This is a genomic window from Pseudomonas sp. FH4 (assembly GCF_000510915.2).
Taxonomy (GTDB): Bacteria; Pseudomonadota; Gammaproteobacteria; order Pseudomonadales; family Pseudomonadaceae; genus Aquipseudomonas; species Aquipseudomonas brenneri.
On sequence record NZ_AOHN01000019.1, the window covers coordinates 56,919 to 74,212 of the forward strand.

The 17,294-nt window shown below is 58.5% G+C and carries 11 protein-coding genes; 7 read left to right on the forward strand and 4 right to left on the reverse strand.

What is annotated here, in order from left to right:
• Positions 1 to 19 precede the first annotated feature (19 nt).
• From glgB to H097_RS13750, 3 genes are all read right to left on the reverse strand, one after another.
• Complete coding sequence (glgB, locus tag H097_RS13740) at positions 20 to 2,248, reverse strand: 1,4-alpha-glucan branching protein GlgB (protein WP_032860365.1); 2,229 nt, start codon at positions 2,246 to 2,248, stop codon at positions 20 to 22.
• Between the two features lie 142 nt (positions 2,249 to 2,390).
• The gene (gene treS / locus H097_RS13745; protein WP_032860366.1) at positions 2,391 to 5,696 is read right to left on the reverse strand and encodes a maltose alpha-D-glucosyltransferase; all 3,306 of its coding nucleotides are present in this window, start codon (positions 5,694 to 5,696) and stop codon (positions 2,391 to 2,393) included.
• 170 nt (positions 5,697 to 5,866) lie between these two features.
• Positions 5,867 to 7,840 (reverse strand): alpha-1,4-glucan--maltose-1-phosphate maltosyltransferase, encoded by a 1,974-nt coding sequence (locus H097_RS13750; protein ID WP_032860368.1) that lies wholly within the window; start codon positions 7,838 to 7,840, stop codon positions 5,867 to 5,869.
• A gap of 200 nt (positions 7,841 to 8,040) precedes the next feature.
• Here H097_RS13750 and H097_RS28425 point away from each other — a divergent pair, with 200 nt between their 5' ends.
• The 4 genes from H097_RS28425 (at position 8,041) to mapR (ending at position 12,085) form a co-directional block, all read left to right on the forward strand.
• Positions 8,041 to 8,199: a hypothetical protein gene (locus H097_RS28425; RefSeq protein ID WP_167360821.1), complete on the forward strand. Its 159-nt coding sequence runs from the start codon at positions 8,041 to 8,043 to the stop codon at positions 8,197 to 8,199.
• 142 nt (positions 8,200 to 8,341) lie between these two features.
• Positions 8,342 to 8,899, forward strand: a complete 558-nt coding sequence (locus H097_RS13755) for a hypothetical protein (RefSeq protein WP_032860370.1) — start codon at positions 8,342 to 8,344, stop codon at positions 8,897 to 8,899.
• A 275-nt stretch (positions 8,900 to 9,174) separates the two neighbouring features.
• A complete protein-coding gene (gene ccoG, locus H097_RS13760; RefSeq protein ID WP_032860371.1) occupies positions 9,175 to 10,590 on the forward strand; it encodes a cytochrome c oxidase accessory protein CcoG in 1,416 nt (471 codons plus the stop codon).
• Between the two features lie 85 nt (positions 10,591 to 10,675).
• The gene (gene mapR / locus H097_RS13765) at positions 10,676 to 12,085 is read left to right on the forward strand and encodes a GntR family transcriptional regulator MpaR (protein WP_032860373.1); all 1,410 of its coding nucleotides are present in this window, start codon (positions 10,676 to 10,678) and stop codon (positions 12,083 to 12,085) included.
• A gap of 237 nt (positions 12,086 to 12,322) precedes the next feature.
• On the opposite strand, the gene H097_RS13770 is transcribed toward mapR, so the two are convergent.
• The gene (locus tag H097_RS13770) at positions 12,323 to 13,213 is read right to left on the reverse strand and encodes a LysR family transcriptional regulator (RefSeq protein WP_032860375.1); all 891 of its coding nucleotides are present in this window, start codon (positions 13,211 to 13,213) and stop codon (positions 12,323 to 12,325) included.
• A 166-nt stretch (positions 13,214 to 13,379) separates the two neighbouring features.
• Between H097_RS13770 and H097_RS13775 the strand changes: the two genes are divergently transcribed.
• The 3 genes from H097_RS13775 to H097_RS13785 all read left to right on the forward strand — a co-directional run bounded on the left by H097_RS13775 (position 13,380) and on the right by H097_RS13785 (position 17,266).
• Positions 13,380 to 14,462, forward strand: a complete 1,083-nt coding sequence (locus tag H097_RS13775) for a 4-oxalomesaconate tautomerase (RefSeq protein ID WP_032860376.1) — start codon at positions 13,380 to 13,382, stop codon at positions 14,460 to 14,462.
• Positions 14,463 to 14,616: 154 nt separating this feature from the next.
• Positions 14,617 to 15,921 carry a citrate:proton symporter gene (locus tag H097_RS13780; protein ID WP_032860377.1) on the forward strand — a complete coding sequence of 435 codons (1,305 nt, stop codon included), beginning with the start codon at positions 14,617 to 14,619 and terminating at the stop codon, positions 15,919 to 15,921.
• 91 nt (positions 15,922 to 16,012) lie between these two features.
• Positions 16,013 to 17,266, forward strand: coding sequence for an OprD family porin (locus tag H097_RS13785; RefSeq protein WP_032860378.1), 1,254 nt, complete (start codon positions 16,013 to 16,015; stop codon positions 17,264 to 17,266).
• The last annotated feature ends 28 nt before the right edge of the window (positions 17,267 to 17,294 follow it).

The following is a 17,294-nucleotide window of genomic DNA, read 5'->3' on the forward strand; positions in this document are numbered from 1 at the left end:
GGGCGGGCTCCTACAGTGTTTACTCCTGGCGCAGAATCAGCACAGCGAGCGGCGGCAGATTCAGTGCCAGCGACACCGGTTGCCCATGCTGCGGCTCGTCCAGGGTAAAGGCTGCGCCGCCATTGCCGTAGTTGGAACCTGAATAGGTGTCGGCATCGCTGTTGATCACCTCTTTCCAACTGCCGGCAAAGGGCACGCCCACCTTGTACGCCTCACGGGGCACCGGAGTGAAGTTGGCCACTACCAGTACCGCCTTGCCGTCCTTGCTCCAGCGCAGCCAGGCATAGACGCTGTTGATTGCATCGTCGCCAATCAACCACTGAAAGCCTTGGGGTGCAGCGTCCTGTTCATGCAGTGCTGGTTCTTCGCGGTACAGGCGGTTGAGGTCGCCCACCAGTTTCTGCACGCCCCGGTGTTCTGGGTATTGCAGCAGGTACCAGTCCAGTTGCTGGTCGTGGTTCCATTCGCGCCATTGGCCGAACTCGCAGCCCATGAACAGCAGCTTTTTGCCCGGATGCATCCACATGAAGCTCAGGTAGGCCCGCAGGTTGGCGAATTTTTGCCAGCGATCGCCGGGCATTTTGTCGATCAGCGAGTGTTTGCCATGCACCACTTCATCATGGGAGATCGGCAGCACAAAACGTTCGGACCAGGCATACACCAGGCCGAAACTCAGTTCATTGTGATGATGGGCGCGGTACACCGGGTCTTGCTGGATGTAATGCAGCGAATCGTGCATCCAGCCCATGTTCCACTTGTAGTTGAAGCCCAGGCCGCCCTGCTGGGTCGGCTGGCTGACGCCCGGCCAGGCCGTGGATTCCTCGGCGATCACCAGGGCGCCGGGAGCTTCCAGGGCAACCACATCATTGAGATGGCGCAGGAACTCGATAGCTTCAAGGTTCTCGCGCCCACCGTGACGGTTGGGTACCCACTCACCGGCCTTGCGTGAATAGTCGCGGTACAGCATCGAGGCCACTGCATCCACGCGCAGGCCATCAATATGGAAATGCTTGAGCCAGTGCAACGCCGACGCCAGCATGAAACCATGGACCTCAGTGCGCCCCAGGTTGTAGATCAGCGTGTCCCAATCCTGGTGAAAACCTTCCAGCGGGTTGCCGTATTCGTACAGCGCGGTGCCATCGAACTGCGCCAAGCCATGGGTATCAGTGGGGAAATGTGCTGGGACCCAGTCGAGAATGATGCCGATATCCGCCTGGTGGCAGGCATTGACGAAGGCGCCAAACTCATCCGGTGAACCGAAGCGCGCACTGGGCGCAAATTGCGACAGTGGCTGGTAGCCCCAGGATCCACCGAAGGGATGCTCCATGATCGGCATCAGTTCGATATGGGTAAACCCCAGTTGCTGCACATAAGGAATCAGCCGTTCGCCCAGTTCGCGCCAGCCGTATTGGCACGACACTTCGCCCAACTCGTCGAGCTCGCATTGCCAGGAGCCGACGTGCAGCTCATAGATCGACAGCGGCGCACTGGCTGCCTGCCGTTCGCTACGGGCTTGCATCCAAGCCTCATCCGACCAATCCACTTGCAGCGGCGCGGCGACTTTTGAGGCGGTGTCGGGCGGCAGCTGTGTGGCCAGGGCCATGGGGTCGGCCTTGAGTGGCAGGATGCCGGCAGCGCCGAGGATTTCGTATTTGTAAGCGGCCCCCGGTTGCAGGCGCGGGATAAAAATCTCCCAGACCCCAGCCGGGTGGCGCAGGCGCATGGGGTGGCGGCGCCCGTCCCAGATATTGAAGTCGCCCACCACCGAGACCCGTCGCGCATTCGGCGCCCATACCGCAAAGCGCACGCCCTGGATGCCGTCGACGCTCATCACCTGGGCGCCCAGGCAGTTGCTCAGGTCACGGTGATTGCCTTCGGCGAACAGGTACAGGTCCATTTCCCCGAGCAACTGGCCGAAGCTATAGGGGTCTTCGGTGATCTGTTCGCCGCCGGCCCACTGGATTTTCAGCAGGTAGCCCTGGCGCGTGGCGAAATGCCCGACAAACAACCCCGGGATGGGCGTGGAGTCCAGGCCACCAAGCACATCACCGCTGTCACGGACCAGCACTTGCACGCTCAAGGCCTCGGGCAAAAACGCGCGGATCACCTGGCCGCCCGCCTCGTCCTCATGGGGCCCGAGGATCGCAAAGGGATCCGGGTGTTCGGCCCGCACCAGGGCTTCGATATCCTTGGGCGCAGGCATGACAGCAAACTTCGATTGCAGCGGTTCTTTGTGTGTAAAGCTCATGATTTCTCCCACTGCTTGCCCATTTTGGAATAGCTGGCCAAGGCCCCTGTAGGAGCTGGCCTGCCAGCGAAAATCGTCAACGATAATCCGGGTCAACTGGCACCCCGCGTTGCTCTCTGGCTCTTCGCCGGCAAGCCGGCGCCTACAATAATCCGTGCAATCCGCGTAATGGCACCGCCAGCCACGCGGGGCGGTTCTGCGCCTCGTAGGCCACTTCATACGCAGCCTTCTCCAGGCTGAACAAGGCCAGTGCCGCCTGCGCGCCGTTGGCATCCTGCCAGTCATGCGCCAGTGTAGACGTAGCCTGTTGATACGCCTGGATAAATGCCTGCCGTGCTTCGCTCAGGTAGCGATCAGCCACGCGCTGGCGGGCAGCCTCGGCATCGGCCGAGTGGTCCAGGCCTTGCCCTTGCACATTCAGGGCCATGGCGGCGGCATAGTCGAATGAACGCAGTACACCGCTGACGTCCTTGTACGGGCTGTGCTTGCCTCGCCGTTCGTGCAGGGGCCGCGCGGGCTCGCCTTCGAAGTCGATCAGATAGGCATCGCCCTTGACCACCAGCACCTGGCCCAGGTGTAAATCACCATGGACCCGGATGCGCAAGCCGCCCACCGTGGCTTTCGCCAGATCCTGCACATGGCTGGCAATCGCCTTTTTCTGCGCCAGCAGTTGAGTGACCAATGCCTGGTCGGCGGGGTTCAATTGGCTTTGGTGTTGTTTGAGCAACTGCAAGGCGCGCTCGATCTGCGCGCCCACCTGTTTGGCCCAGCCCTGGCTGTCCTTGATCGACGTCACTTGCGGCTTGAAGTCCGGGTTGCTCGTTGGCGCGGCCAGGACGTTGTGCATTTCCCCCAGCCGCTGCCCGAGCAAGCCGGCGAAATCCGCCAGTTCGCCAAGGGCGTTATAGTGCTGCTCCTGCTCGGAAATGGCTTCGGCCAGTTCATCACGAATGGCCCGTTCCAGGTTGTTCTGGGTCCAGCCCCAGGCATCGCCCTGGTTACTCAGGTAACCCTGGGCGATCATCAACAGGCTATCCTGGCCCTCGTTATCGCGGCGGATCACCGAGCCCAGCAGCGGCGAGATATGAGCGTAGCCAGCGGCGGTCAGGTAGGCGCCCATTTCCAGTTCCGGGTGAACCCCGGCGCTGACTTTGCGGATCAACTTCAGCACCAGGCTTTCGCCGACCACCACTGAACTGTTGGATTGCTCGGCGGCCAGGTAGCGCACTTGCAACTCGTCGCCCGCCGGTAAGTTGGCCAAGTGTGGGGTCGATTCGAAACGAATCTCGCCGTCGCTGCTGCTGAGCACGGTCTGCGCGCGCAGGCCCTCGATGACGGCGCGGATATAGCTATCGAGACTGAAGGCATCGGTGATCAAGCCCACCTGGCGTACTCGGCGTACCCGCGCCAGGGCCAATTGTTGCGGCAAGGCACTGGTGAACTGGTCTTCACCCAACAGGCCGAATGGCAATTGATAACGACTGGTCTGCCCAGCGCTGGTCACTTCTATCTCACTGAGCAGCACCGGATGCTGGGCGTCGCCAAAGCGCACGCCATAGGCGATATGCACGTGCTCGATGGTTGACTCCTTATTGGCGAACCAGCGCCGCTTGGGCAGCCAGGTGGGCAACGAGGTTTGCTCCAGGATGGTGCGGCATGGCACTTCGAGCAATTCTTCGAGGCGTTTCTTCAGGACCAGGGTGGTGAAGTCCGGCAAGCTCTGGGCCGGTTCCACGTGCCAACTGGGCATTTGGTTCTCTGGCGCAAGAACGAACCAGTAGAAGCCGTATGGGGCCAGGGTCAGCAGGAAATTCAGTTGGCCAATGGGCGGGAATGCGTTGCCGCCGAGCATCTCCACAGGAACCATCCCCGCGAAGGCCGACAGGTCCAACTCCGCCGCCTGGGCCGTGCGCGAGACGTTGGCCACGCACAGGATGATTTCGTGCTTGCCGTCGGCGCCAGTGTATTCGCGGGTGTAGGCGAGAATCCGGCGATTGCTCGGTGAAAGCATTTTCAGGCTGCCGCGCCCGAACGCCTTGGACTGCTTGCGGATTGCCAGCATGCGCCGGGTCCAGTTCAGCAATGAATGCGGGTCCTGGGCCTGGGTTTCGACGTTGACCGACTGATAACCGTAGAGCGGGTCCATGATCGGCGGCAACACCAGGCTGGCCGGGTCGGCGCGGGAAAAACCGCCGTTGCGGTCGATGGACCATTGCATCGGCGTACGCACGCCGTCACGGTCACCCAGGTAGATATTGTCGCCCATCCCGATTTCATCACCGTAATACAGGGTCGGTGTGCCAGGCATGGACAGCAACAGGCTGTTGAGCAGCTCGATGCGTCGGCGGTCGCGTTCCATCAGCGGCGCCAGGCGCCGGCGAATCCCCAGGTTGATACGCGCACGGCGGTCCGCGGCGTAGTAGTTCCACAGGTAGTCGCGCTCTTTGTCGGTGACCATTTCCAGGGTCAACTCATCGTGATTGCGCAGGAAGATTGCCCATTGGCAATTAGCCGGGATTTCCGGGGTCTGGCGCAGGATATCGGTGATCGGGAAGCGATCTTCCTGGGCCAGGGCCATATACATGCGCGGCATCAGTGGGAAGTGGAAGGCCATATGGCATTCGTCAGCGTCGTCGCCCTTTTGGTCGCCAAAGTACAGTTGGGTGTCTTCCGGCCACTGGTTGGCTTCGGCCAGCAGCATGCGGTCCGGGTAATGGGCGTCGATCTCGGCGCGGATCTGCTTGAGCACCTCATGGGTTTCGGGGAGGTTTTCGTTGTTGGTGCCGTCGCGCTCGATCAGGTAAGGGATGGCATCCAGGCGCAGGCCGTCGATGCCCATGTCCAGCCAGTAGCGCATCACTGATAGCACCGCCTTCATGACTTGCGGGTTGTCGAAGTTGAGGTCCGGCTGGTGGGAATAGAAGCGGTGCCAGAAGTATTGGCCGGCCACCGGGTCCCAGGTCCAGTTGGACTTTTCGGTGTCGAGAAAAATGATGCGCGTGCCGTCGTATTTCTGCTCGTCGTCGGACCACACGTAGAAATCCCGGGCGCTGGAGCCAGGCTTGGCCTTGCGTGCGCGCTGGAACCACGGATGCTGGTCGGAGGTGTGGTTGATCACAAGCTCGGTGATGACCCGCAGGCCACGCTTGTGCGCCTCGGCGATAAAGCGCTTGGCGTCGGCCATGGTCCCGTAGTCGCTGTGTACGCCACGGTATTCAGCGATGTCATAGCCGTCGTCACGGCGCGGTGAGGGATAGAACGGCAGCAGCCAGATAGTGTTCACGCCCAGGTCGGCGATGTAGTCGAGTTTGGCGATCAGCCCGGGGAAGTCACCGATGCCATCGTTGTTGGCGTCGAAATAGGATTTGACGTGAACCTGATAAATCACCGCGTCCTTGTACCAGAGCGGGTCTTTGATGAAGGTGGCAGCCTTGGGTTTCTTCGCCATTGGAAACTCCTGGAGAATGCAAAAAACTTACGACGGGACTCGGTCTATGTGAGATCGGCTCTTGTGTGGGAGCGGGCTTGCTCGCGAAGGTGGTGTATCAGTCAACTATCAACCAACTGATCCACCGCTTTCGCGAGCAAGCCCGCTCCCACATTTGATCTGCATCCCATTCAAGACTGGGTGATGCGCCAGATGCCAAACGGCATCTGGGGCTCGATGCGCATCCATTGGGTCTTGCCGTACCAGGTCCAGCGATGGCCACTCATCAGGTCTTCGCCCTGGGCCTGGGCATCGTCCGCCAAGCCCATTTCCCACAGCGGCAACTCGAAATGGGCCTCCTGGGCGTTGAACGGATCGAGACTGACGGCAATCAGGATGAAGTTGCTGGCGTCCTCGCTGCGCTTGCCGAAATACAGAATGTTGTCGTTAAAGGCGTTGTAGAGCCTCAAGCCCAGGTGCGTCTGCAGCGCCGGGTTCTGCCGCCGGATGCGGTTGAGTTGGGCGATCTCGGCAATGATGTTGCCGGGGGCGCTGAAGTCTCGGGGGCGGATCTCGTACTTTTCCGAGTCCAGGTACTCTTCCTTGCCCGGTACTGGCGCGCTCTCGCACAGTTCAAAGCCCGAATACATGCCCCACAGGCCCGAGCCCATGGTGGCCAGCGCAGCGCGTATGAGAAAGCCGGCGCGGCCGGACTCATGCAGGAAACCGGGGTTGATGTCCGGTGTATTGACGAAAAAGTTCGGCCGGTAGCATTCACGCCAGGGCGACTGGTTCAACTGGGTGAAGTACTCGCTCAACTCGGCCTTGGTGTTGCGCCAGGTGAAATAGGTATAGCTCTGGGAGTAACCGACCTTGCCCAGGCGCGCCATCATGGCCGGCGTGGTGAAGGCCTCGGCGAGGAAGATCACGTCCGGGTGTTGTGCGCGTACATCGCTGATCAACCATTGCCAGAACGGCAGCGGCTTGGTGTGCGGGTTGTCGACGCGAAACGTCTTCACGCCCTCCTCGACCCAACCCAGCACAATGTCGCGCAACTCCAGCCACAGGCTGGGGATCGCATCGGCGGCATAGAAGTCGACGTTGACGATATCCTGGTATTTCTTCGGCGGATTTTCCGCATATTTGATCGTGCCGTCCGGGCGCCAGTTGAACCAGCCGGGGTGTTGCTTGAGCCACGGGTGGTCCTGGGAGCACTGGATGGCAAAGTCCAGGGCAATCTCCAGGCCGTACTCGGCGGCGGCGGCCACCAGGCGGCGGAAGTCTTCGCGGGTGCCCAACTGTGAATGGATTGCGTCGTGACCGCCCTCCTCGCTGCCGATGGCATAAGGACTGCCAGGGTCATCGGGGCCGGCACTCAGTGAGTTATTCCGGCCCTTGCGATGGCTGCGGCCGATGGGGTGGATCGGCGGGAAGTACAGCACGTCAAAGCCCATGTCGTGGATCATCGCCAGGCGTGAATGCACGTCATTGAAGGTGCCGTGGCGGGCCGGATCGTCAGTGATCGAGCGCGGGAACAGCTCGTACCAACTGGCAAACAACGCTTGTGGACGCTCCACATCCAGTGCATAGACCGGGCTGATACTCAGGTAGGGCCGCAGGTCAGCCTGGGCCATCAGCTGTGCACTGTCTTCGTGCAGGAACAACGCGACCTGCTCGGTTTCCAGCAGCCCGGACAACTGCTCATGCAACAGCCGCAAGCGTTGTTGCAACAGGCCGTCGCTGCGTTCAGCCGCTTGCAGGACCTGCTGGCGACCTTCCTGCAGTTCCAGGCTGACGGGGACGCCAGCCGTGTGTTTTTTGCCCAGCTCGTAGCAGAAACTGGCGAAATGGTCGATCCAGGCTTCGATACAAAACTGGTGTGGGCCTCGCTCGGTCACGCTGAACGCGCCCCGCCAGGCATTGTTGCCCTGGTCGCCCATGGGCACCTCGTGCCAAGTATCTTTGCTCAATGGCCGCCAGCGGATCAACACCGCCAACGAGTCATGACCGTCGGCGAATACCTTGCTGGTGACATGGATCTGCTGGCCTTGCACGGCCTTGACCGCGAATGCGCCAGCATCGATCACTGGCATCGTGTCTTCTATGGCGATCCTGGGCAGCAACAGCGCCTGGGACAGCGGCAATGCGGGTATTTCAGCAGTCATCGAGCATCTCCCCTTCCGCCCAATGGGCGCTCTAGTGCTTGATAGTCAGTGCTGCGGGCAGCCTCTCCCTGAGTCGGCCGTATAAAGTCCGAGCCCGGCCACCTTTGAAAAGTTCAGGTGGATGTACCGCCACCGGGCGGGAATCAATTGGCCAAGGCGATTGTCCATCGATTGAGCAAAGCACAAACGAGGCCACCGCGATGAACATCCCGATTCCCGCTGAAACCCCAGACCCGAATATCGATAAACCCACCCTGCCGCCGACCGAGCCGCAACCGGTTCCCGAACAGGAGCCACCTGGCAGCCAGCCCCCGGCGGTGGAGGAACCAGTGAAACCCATGTCGCCCGTGATCGTCTGAGCAGAGGATGCGACGACGAAATTTCCGACGGATGTAAAAGGTATGTCCTCAGGCAGTTCTCACCCCCCGAGTTGATACTTGTCTGGCGCCCCGAAACCAGGGAGGGCGTCACGACACTTCAACTCGCAAGGTGAAAAAACACATGTCATCCATTAATACAGGATTGAACGCCTACCGTCCGTTGCCCCCGAACGACCCCACGCCACGCGCCAACACGCCCGCCGAGCAAGCGAGCATGCAACGCCTGAATGATATTCGCAGTCTGTTGAGTGAGCAGAATATCGACGCCATGTTACGTAATCCCGAATCTCCCGCCGTAGCTGAAGTACTCGCTCAACTGAGCAGATTGATCAACAAGGATACCCTCAGCCTAATGCGCCGTGACCCTTCGGGGGATACCAGCAAGGCCCTCAGCGCTATCGCCACGTTGTTGAGCGAGAGTGCCATCCACAAACGTACGAACGAATCCCTGGGCGCCTATGTCAAGAGCGAAGCCAGAAAGTACGAGGCAACGCGTTTCGATAACCTCCTGCGGCTGAGCATGGCCGATCCTGAGGCGGGGTGGGACACGGCCCAGGGGATATGGAGCGAGTTGCAGGCCTCGATCCTTGCTTCACAGGCACACGCAGGTCAAATCAAAAGTAACGCCAGCACGCTCAGGGGTTACGGTGAGCTCTTCAACATCGACAAAGACAAGTAATCAGCCCTCTGCCGATCCACAGCATCACACTGTCGACAGTCGCAAGCCCCCAAGGCCAGCACCAGTGATTCGGTGATTTGATTGATCTGGATCAGCATGCCCTGAGTACGCTTGATCCAGGCACCCGCCCCAAGCATGCGGGGTGCTGCACATTGTCGCAGCAGCACCTGAAAAAACCATCTGATCCGCTTTTTATCGATTTACCTGAGTCTGTTATGCAAACAGATTGCGCCGCATAGTTCATCCGCCTGATGGAGGCTGATGAGCGAAAGACCATGAGCGATAGAATCCCCGTCCGATTAGTAGAGCATTTCGAGCCTGCACATCCAAAGAAGATGAAGGCCAAATCCAGCGACAACCAGATTCACACCCGCAGTTTCACCGGCCTGTTCCGTACCTTGCGCATAAGCGGTGCGGGCTTTTTGTTCCTGGCCTTTTTTGGCACCGTGTGGCTGAACTGGGACTCACGCCAGGCGGTGCTGTGGGATCTGGCTGAAAGCAAGTTCCATATCTTTGGCGCAACCTTCTGGCCCCAGGACTTCATCCTGTTGTCGGCGCTGTTGATCATCTGTGCCTTTGGGCTGTTTGCCATTACGGTATTTGCCGGCCGTGTGTGGTGTGGCTATACCTGCCCGCAAAGCTCGTTTACCTGGCTGTTCATGTGGTGCGAGAAAGTCACCGAAGGTGAGCGCAACCAACGAATCAAGCTGCAGGCCGCGCCCTGGGGTGTGAACAAACTGGCGCGTCGTGCCGCCAAACACACGTTGTGGCTGGCGATCAGTGTGCTGACCGGCCTGACGTTTGTCGGCTATTTCACCCCGATCCGCCCCTTGGCCGAAGAACTGCTGACCTGGCAGATGGGCGGCGTCAGCCTGTTCTGGGTGCTGTTCTTTACCGGTGCCACCTACATCAATGCCGGTTGGCTGCGCGAAGCGGTGTGCATGCACATGTGCCCGTATGCACGGTTCCAGAGCGTGATGTTCGACAAGGACACCCTGACCATTTCCTACGATGCCGCCCGTGGCGAAAGTCGTGGCCCGCGCAAGCGTGATGTGAATCCCGCCGATGTCGGCCTGGGCGACTGTATCGACTGCCACCTGTGCGTGCAGGTCTGCCCTACCGGCATCGATATCCGCGACGGCCTGCAAATGGAATGCATCGGCTGCGCAGCGTGTATCGATGCCTGTGATTCGATCATGGACAAGATGGGCTACGCGCGAGGTTTGGTGGGTTATACCTCCGAGCACCAGTTGCAAGGTGGCAAGACACATCTGCTGCGACCACGGTTGATCGGCTACAGTGCGGTGCTTCTGGTGATGATCGCGGCCCTGGTGATGGCATTGGTGCAGCGCCCCATGGTGTCGCTGGACGTGGCCAAGGACCGGGGCATGTTCCGTGAAAACAGCCAGGGGCTGATCGAGAACATCTACAGTTTGAAGATCATCAACAAGACCCAGCAACGCCAGGATTACCGCGTGGAACTGGTAGAGGGCGATGGCTTTGAGCTGCAGGGCAAGACCGAAATCAGCCTGGCACCTGGGGAAATCACCGATGTGCCGGTTTCGGTGGCGCTGACCCGTGACAAACCAACCAGCAGCTCGCAAACCATCCGTTTCAAGGTGACGGATATAGATGAGCCAAGTGTTTATAGTGTCGCCGACAGCCGTTTTGTGGCGCCGCTGAACCGTTGATATCCACGGTCTGGGAATCAATAAATCCCCCTGTGGGAGCGAGCTTGCTCCCACATTTGGAAACATGTAGACCATTAGGATCACGATGAAACGCTACGAGAAATTTGCCGACGACATCGCTGAACTGATCCGCTCCGGTGTCCTCGGACCGGGCCAGCGGGTACCGTCGGTGCGTTATGCCAGCCAGACCTACGGCGTCAGTCCATCCACGGTGTTCCAGGCCTATTACCTGCTGGAGCGCCGAGGCCTGATCCGTGCGCGGCCGCGCTCGGGGTATTTCGTCAATACCCATGCCCCCAGCCCGTTCTCGGAGCCGGCGGTCAGCGCCCATGTACACGAATCCACCGAAGTGGACGTCAGTGAGCTGGTGTTTTCGGTACTCGATTCGATCAAGGACCCGCAGACCGTGCCCTTTGGCTCGGCCTTTCCCAGCCCGATGCTGTTTCCGCTGCAACGCCTGGCCCGTTCCCTGGCCAGCGCCAGCCGCGAGATGGACCCGCGCATGGTGGTCACCGACATGTCGCCGGGCAACCCACAACTGCGTCGGCAAATTGCCCTGCGCTACATGGTCGGCGGGTTGATGTTGCCCATGGAGGAATTGCTGATCACCAACGGCGCCCTCGAAGCACTGAACCTGTGCCTGCAAGCGGTGACAGAGCCGGGCGACCTGGTAGCCATCGAAGCCCCGGCGTTCTATGCCTGCCTGCAGGTGCTGGAGCGCTTGAAGCTCAAGGCCGTGGAAATTCCCGTGCACCCGCGCGATGGCATTGACCTGAAGGTCCTGGCCCAGACCCTGGAGCGCTACCCGATCAAGGCCTGCTGGTGCATGACCAGTTTCCAGAACCCCATGGGTGCAACCATGCCCGAGGCCAAGAAGCAGGAGTTGGTCGAACTGTTGCGCGGGCATCAAGTGCCGCTGATCGAAGACGACGTGTATGCCGAGTTGTATTACGGCCAACAGGCGCCCAAGCCAGCCAAGGCCTTCGATACCGAAGGCCTGGTGATGCACTGCGGCTCCTTCGCCAAGAGCCTGGCCCCTGGCTACCGCGTCGGCTGGGTGGCGGCAGGCCGTTATGCGCAAAAGATCGAACGCTTGAAGTTAATGACCTCGCTCTGTGCCTCGATGCCGGCCCAGGCCGCCATTGCCGACTATTTGCAACACGGCGGCTACGACCGGCACCTGCGCAAGCTGCGCTATGCCCTGGAAGAACAGCAAAGTGCCATGCTTGCCGCCATCGCCCGCTACTTTCCGGCGCAAACCCGGGTCAGCCAACCGGCCGGGGGTTACTTCCTGTGGCTGGAGTTGCCGGAGCAGACCGACTCGCTGAAATTGTTCCAGATGGCACTGGCCCAGGGCATCAGCATTGCGCCGGGGCCAATCTTTTCGCCAACCCAGCGCTTTCGCAACTGCATCCGCCTGAACTACGGTAGCCCCTGGGATGAGGCGGCGGAAAAGGCGATGGAGACGCTGGGGCGGATTGTGCGTTCGTTTTAACAGGAGGAATTGGAACCGAATCTCGCGGTTAGTCCACTTTGTTGAATGCCATTTCACAGATTGGAGACGGTTTTTCCGAATTGGGAGTCGTCATCCTGCACAACTCGGAGGCTGACCGCCTGGACCCGTTCGCCCGAGAAGGCTACTCGGTGCTGCACAGTTTCTGATGCTCTGATGGTGTCCGCCTTGCATTCCGGGTCCCGGCTTGACGAGACGGCGGTGCTGAGCGGCGGGAGGTCACTTTTCCCACTGTTCGAGCAGTATTGAGACAAACTTTTCTGCTGCGGGGGACAGAGAGGCGCCTCGTCGGTAAACCAGCCCCAAGGATCGATTCACAATGGGCTCTATCAAAGGAACGCTCACCAATGTCGGATGATCCACGGCAGGCATTGCCAGGCTGGGCATTGCAGACACGCCTAGCCCGGCTTCTACCAAACCCAACGACGTCGACAGGTGTTGGACCTCATAGAACCACTGCGGACGCCAGCTCAAGCCTGACAAGGCATGGTCGAGCAACATCCGGTTGCCGCTTAGGCGACCGACGCCGATAAGACGATAATTGCTGAGTTCTGACCAGGTTACCGAGCTGCGCTCGGCCAGTTCATGATCACGTCGACAAGCCAACACAAAAGGCTCGTTGACCAGTGGCACGAACTCTATGTCGGGGTGCTGGCCACTCATCATATTGATGCCAAAATCGGCTTCGCCGCGAAGTACAGCCTCCAGTCCTTCGTTAGCGCTAAGGTCCAGCAAGCGGATGCGGATTTGTGGATAGCGCTCGTTATAGAGGCGGATCACCGAAGGGAGAAAGTAGAAGGCGGCAGTTGGAATGCACGCAAGGGTAACCCGGCCGCTCTGGCGCTCTGCCAGCTCCCGGATGTTAAGTATTGAATCGTCGAAGTCATCCAGTAAGCGCCGTGCCTTGGGCAGGAAGTCTCGCCCGACGCTGGTCAGGCTTACTCTCCTTGTCGTGCGATCAAGCAGTGACGTTCCCAGCCCCTCCTCAAGTTTTTTCATCCTGCGGCTTAGTGCTGGCTGGGATAGGTTCAATGCATCAGCAGCTTCGTGAAAGCTTCCAAGTTCAGCGATTTTCACGAAAGATCGAATGTCATTCAGCTCATAATGCATTTTTTTATCTCTCCAGAAGGACACGATGAAGCGTAGTCATCCTAGATAACTCATTTGCCATACGCAATAATCAGGCTGATATTTGCATTGGATACAATTTTAAAACCTTGAGACTCTTGCTCACAAGACATCAATTACCCCGATTGATTAAAAAGAGTCAGTGTCTATGCAACGAATTCCCTGTGTGCTTATGCGCGGTGGTACTTCCAAGGGCCCAGTATTTCTCGCATGGGATCTACCCGTTGCGATCGAAGAGCGCGATGAACTGCTGCTCAATCTCATGGGCTCTGGCCATGAGTTGGAAATTGACGGTATCGGTGGTGGCAGCCCACAAACCAGCAAGGTTGCGATCGTCAGCCCGTCACTGCACCCCGACGCGGATGTCGACTATCTGTTCGTACAGGTCATGGTCTCCCAGCGCCGCGTAGACACAGCGCCCAATTGCGGCAATATGCTATGCGCCGTTGGCCCATTTGCCATCGAGCAGGGCTTGGTTAAAGCCTCCCAGGACCAAACTCGCGTGCGTATTCGCAACATCAATACGGGAACGTTTGTAAATGCAGAGGTACAGACCCCAGGCGGGAAGGTCAGCTATGAAGGCGACACGGCTATAGATGGAGTGCCTGGTACTGCCGCTGCCGTGCAACTCACCTTCCTCGATGCCGCAGGTTGCAAGACCGGTAAACTTTTCCCAACGGGGCAAACGCAGGATCTGATCGACGGCATTGCGTTGACTTGCATCGATATGGCGATGCCCATGATGATCGTTGAGGCTGGCCAATTGGGTAAACGCGGTGATGAGACCCCAGCAGAACTGGATGCCGATAAAGCGTTTCTGCACCGTTTAGAGTCCCTGAGACTGCAAGCGGGCCGAGCAATGGGCCTGGGTGACGTCAGTGACAAAGTGATTCCCAAGCCTGTATTGGTGTCGCCGGCGAGGGTTGGTGGCACGATTTCGGTGCGCTATTTCATGCCGCACAGCTGCCATCGCGCCTTGGCTATCACAGGTTCAATTGGCTTGGCCACAGCGTGCGTCACCCAAGGTAGTGTGGTCGCACAGTTGCTCGGCGAAGCGAGCGAGCCACGGTTGAACCAAGTGCGAATTGAACATCCGAGTGGCGCAATAGACGTTGTGTTGTCCTACACAGGTGCGCATGCTGAGACCATTCGCGCTTCAGTAGTGCGAACATCACGTAGGTTGTTTTCCGGTTATGTCTACGCCACGGGCTCCCAGCGACTTGCCGGATAACGCCCCTTGGTCATGCCGGTCAAGGCTGACCTGAAACCGCTTCAATATTCACTGAATGTTCCCGCTGGGCAATGTCTATCGTGCCGCCTGGCGGGTTCGCGGTTGTACGCCTGCGCGTCGGCCACGCAACTCACAATAACAAGAGAATCAACCTATGCTCGCATTGCTTGGCTTGGCCATGGTGGTGGTGTTCACCTTCCTGATAATGACTAAACGGCTTTCGCCAATTGTCGCGTTGACAGTGGTGCCAATCATCTTTGCTGTCATTGGCGGCTTTAGTGGTACCACTGGCAAAATGATGCTAGATGGCTTGAAAATGGTCGCGCCTTCAGCAGCACTTTTGCTGTTCGCCATTCTATTTTTCGGCCTGATGATCGACGCCGGGCTGTTCGACCCGCTGATTCGCAAGATCCTCAAGCGAGTCAATGGAGACCCGATAAAGATCGCTGTCGGTACCGCGTTGCTCTCATTGGTGGTAGCCCTGGACGGTGATGGCACGACTACTTACATGATTACCTGTGCGGCGATGCTCCCCCTTTACAAACGCATCGGCATGAATCCCATGATCCTGGCGACCATCGCCATGCTGTCATTGAGCATCATGAGTGGAATGACTCCCTGGGGTGGCCCGGCGACTCGTGCTATCGCCGCGCTAGGCCTGGATGCCGGTGAATACTTTGTTCCCCTGCTACCTACCATGATTGGGGGGGCAACATGGGTAGTCTTCACCGCGTTTCTGCTGGGTCGAGGCGAACGCAAGCGGATCGGTAATATCCAGCTGGAGAGTGGCGGTGGCAACTGCTACATAAAAGCGATACTCGAAGACACCCCGCACAAACGCCCAAAGCTGGCCTATGTCAACCTGCTGCTGGTCATCGTGGTGATGGTCGCGCTTGTGATGGGGCTTATGCACTCCGCGATCCTGTTCCTCATCGGGTTTGTATTGGCGCTAATGATCAACTATCCGCAGCTGGATATTCAGAAGGAACGTATTCTGGCTCACTCGGGCAACGCCATGACCGTGGTACTTCTGGTCTTTGCAGCGGGTATTTTTGCCGGGATTTTTTCCGGCACGAAGATGGTCGACTCTCTCGCGCAAACCCTGGTTGACTGGATTCCGCCGTCTTGGGGGCACCTGTTCCCTCTCGTGGTGGCGATTACCAGCATGCCCCTGACGTTTGTCCTTTCAAACGATGCCTATTACTTCGGCGTAGTACCTATCCTGGCGAATGCCGCGGCCGCCTATGGCATTGATCCGCTAGAGATCGCCCGTGCTTCGATTCTCGGTCAACCGGTACACCTGATGAGTCCGCTGGTAGCCTCAACCCTGTTATTGGTCGGTATGGTCGATCGAGATATCGGCGACTTCCAGAAAGCCACGTTCAAATGGGCGCTGCTCACATCCCTGGTCGTTACCGCGCTCGCGCTGCTGACCGGGGCGATAAGTCTCTTCACCTAACTCACCCAGGCTGCTTCTTTTTTTCTAACGCCCCTCGCCAGCGGGGAGCGCAATACCCTGCACCTCAAATAACAACAATGAGTCGTTTGCCATGAGCACTTTTTATATCCGCCGAGCGATACTTTCTCTTCTGGGCCTATTACCGTTGGCCAGCGTCAACGCAGATGGTTTTATCAATGACAGCAAACTGAAGTTGCAATTACGTAACGTTTACTTCAATGAGAACTTTCGCGATAAACATGGTTTAAGTGCCAAGTCCGCGAGGACGGCGAAGAGCGAGCGAACCGAATGGGCCCAGGGATTTTTGCTGGATTATCAGTCGGGGTTTACCCAAGGCACCCTCGGGTTTGGTGTTGATGCACTGGGGTTGCTCGGGTTCAGACTTGACTCCGGACGTGGTCGCAGCGGCACTGGCTTGCTGCCCGTCCATGATGACGGCCGTGCAACTGAGGCATTCGCAAGTCTGGGTGTGACTGCAAAGGCTCGACTGGCCAAGACCACGGTCAAATATGGCACCTTGCTACCCAAGACTGCAGTGCTGATCTATAACGATGCTCGCCTGTTGCCGCAAACCTATCAAGGTGCTCAATTCAGCAGTATCGATATCGAAAGCCTTACGCTGACAGGGGGTTATTTAGATCGATTCAAACTGCGCGATTCTACTGACAGCGTGCCGATCGTGCCTGACGGTTATACCGGTGATAAATCCGCAGACTTCAGTTATGCCGGTGCGGAGTACAAACTGGGGAAAAACGTTCGCTTGAGTTACTACTACGGTGAGCTGGGAAATTTTTACCAGCAAAACTTCGCGGGTATCCAGCACGACTTAACGTTAGGTAACGGCGTATTGACCAGCGATTTACGTTATTTCAACAGCATCGATAGTGGGTCTGCCTACGGCGGCAAGATCGACAACAACATGCTGAGCGGGCAACTCTCCTACACCATCTCTGGCCATACGTTTGGTGGTGGATACCAGGCCTTGAGTGGCGATGCCGGGTTGCCCTACATCAGCGGTGCAACGGTCTACTCGTTTAGCAACGCGGGTATCGGTAAGTTTATCGAAGAGGATGAAAAAACCTGGATGCTCAACTACGGCTACAATTTTTCTGCCCTCGGCGTGCCTGGCCTCACGCTCTCCATGCGCTATCTGAGCGGCAACGACGGCAAGTCCAACACCACGGTTAAAGAGTGGGAGCGTGATGCCGAACTGGCTTATGTCGTACCACAAGGCACCTTTAAAGGTCTGGGCGTGCGGTTGCGCAACTACGTTTACCGCGCTGATTACGCCCGGGGTCGCGATAGCAACCGCCTCTACTTGACCTACGACATCGCGCTCTGGTGAGTCGCACCCCGCAGTCTGAGCAACAGCT

Coding starts and splice junctions, on each gene's coding strand:
- glgB (WP_032860365.1), bottom strand. CDS start 2,248: ATGAGCTTTACACACAAAGAACCGCTGCAATCGAAGTTTGCTGTCATG.
- treS (WP_032860366.1), bottom strand. CDS start 5,696: ATGGCGAAGAAACCCAAGGCTGCCACCTTCATCAAAGACCCGCTCTGG.
- H097_RS13750 (WP_032860368.1), bottom strand. CDS start 7,840: ATGACTGCTGAAATACCCGCATTGCCGCTGTCCCAGGCGCTGTTGCTG.
- H097_RS28425 (WP_167360821.1), top strand. CDS start 8,041: ATGAACATCCCGATTCCCGCTGAAACCCCAGACCCGAATATCGATAAA.
- H097_RS13755 (WP_032860370.1), top strand. CDS start 8,342: ATGTCATCCATTAATACAGGATTGAACGCCTACCGTCCGTTGCCCCCG.
- ccoG (WP_032860371.1), top strand. CDS start 9,175: ATGAGCGATAGAATCCCCGTCCGATTAGTAGAGCATTTCGAGCCTGCA.
- mapR (WP_032860373.1), top strand. CDS start 10,676: ATGAAACGCTACGAGAAATTTGCCGACGACATCGCTGAACTGATCCGC.
- H097_RS13770 (WP_032860375.1), bottom strand. CDS start 13,213: ATGCATTATGAGCTGAATGACATTCGATCTTTCGTGAAAATCGCTGAA.
- H097_RS13775 (WP_032860376.1), top strand. CDS start 13,380: ATGCAACGAATTCCCTGTGTGCTTATGCGCGGTGGTACTTCCAAGGGC.
- H097_RS13780 (WP_032860377.1), top strand. CDS start 14,617: ATGCTCGCATTGCTTGGCTTGGCCATGGTGGTGGTGTTCACCTTCCTG.
- H097_RS13785 (WP_032860378.1), top strand. CDS start 16,013: ATGAGCACTTTTTATATCCGCCGAGCGATACTTTCTCTTCTGGGCCTA.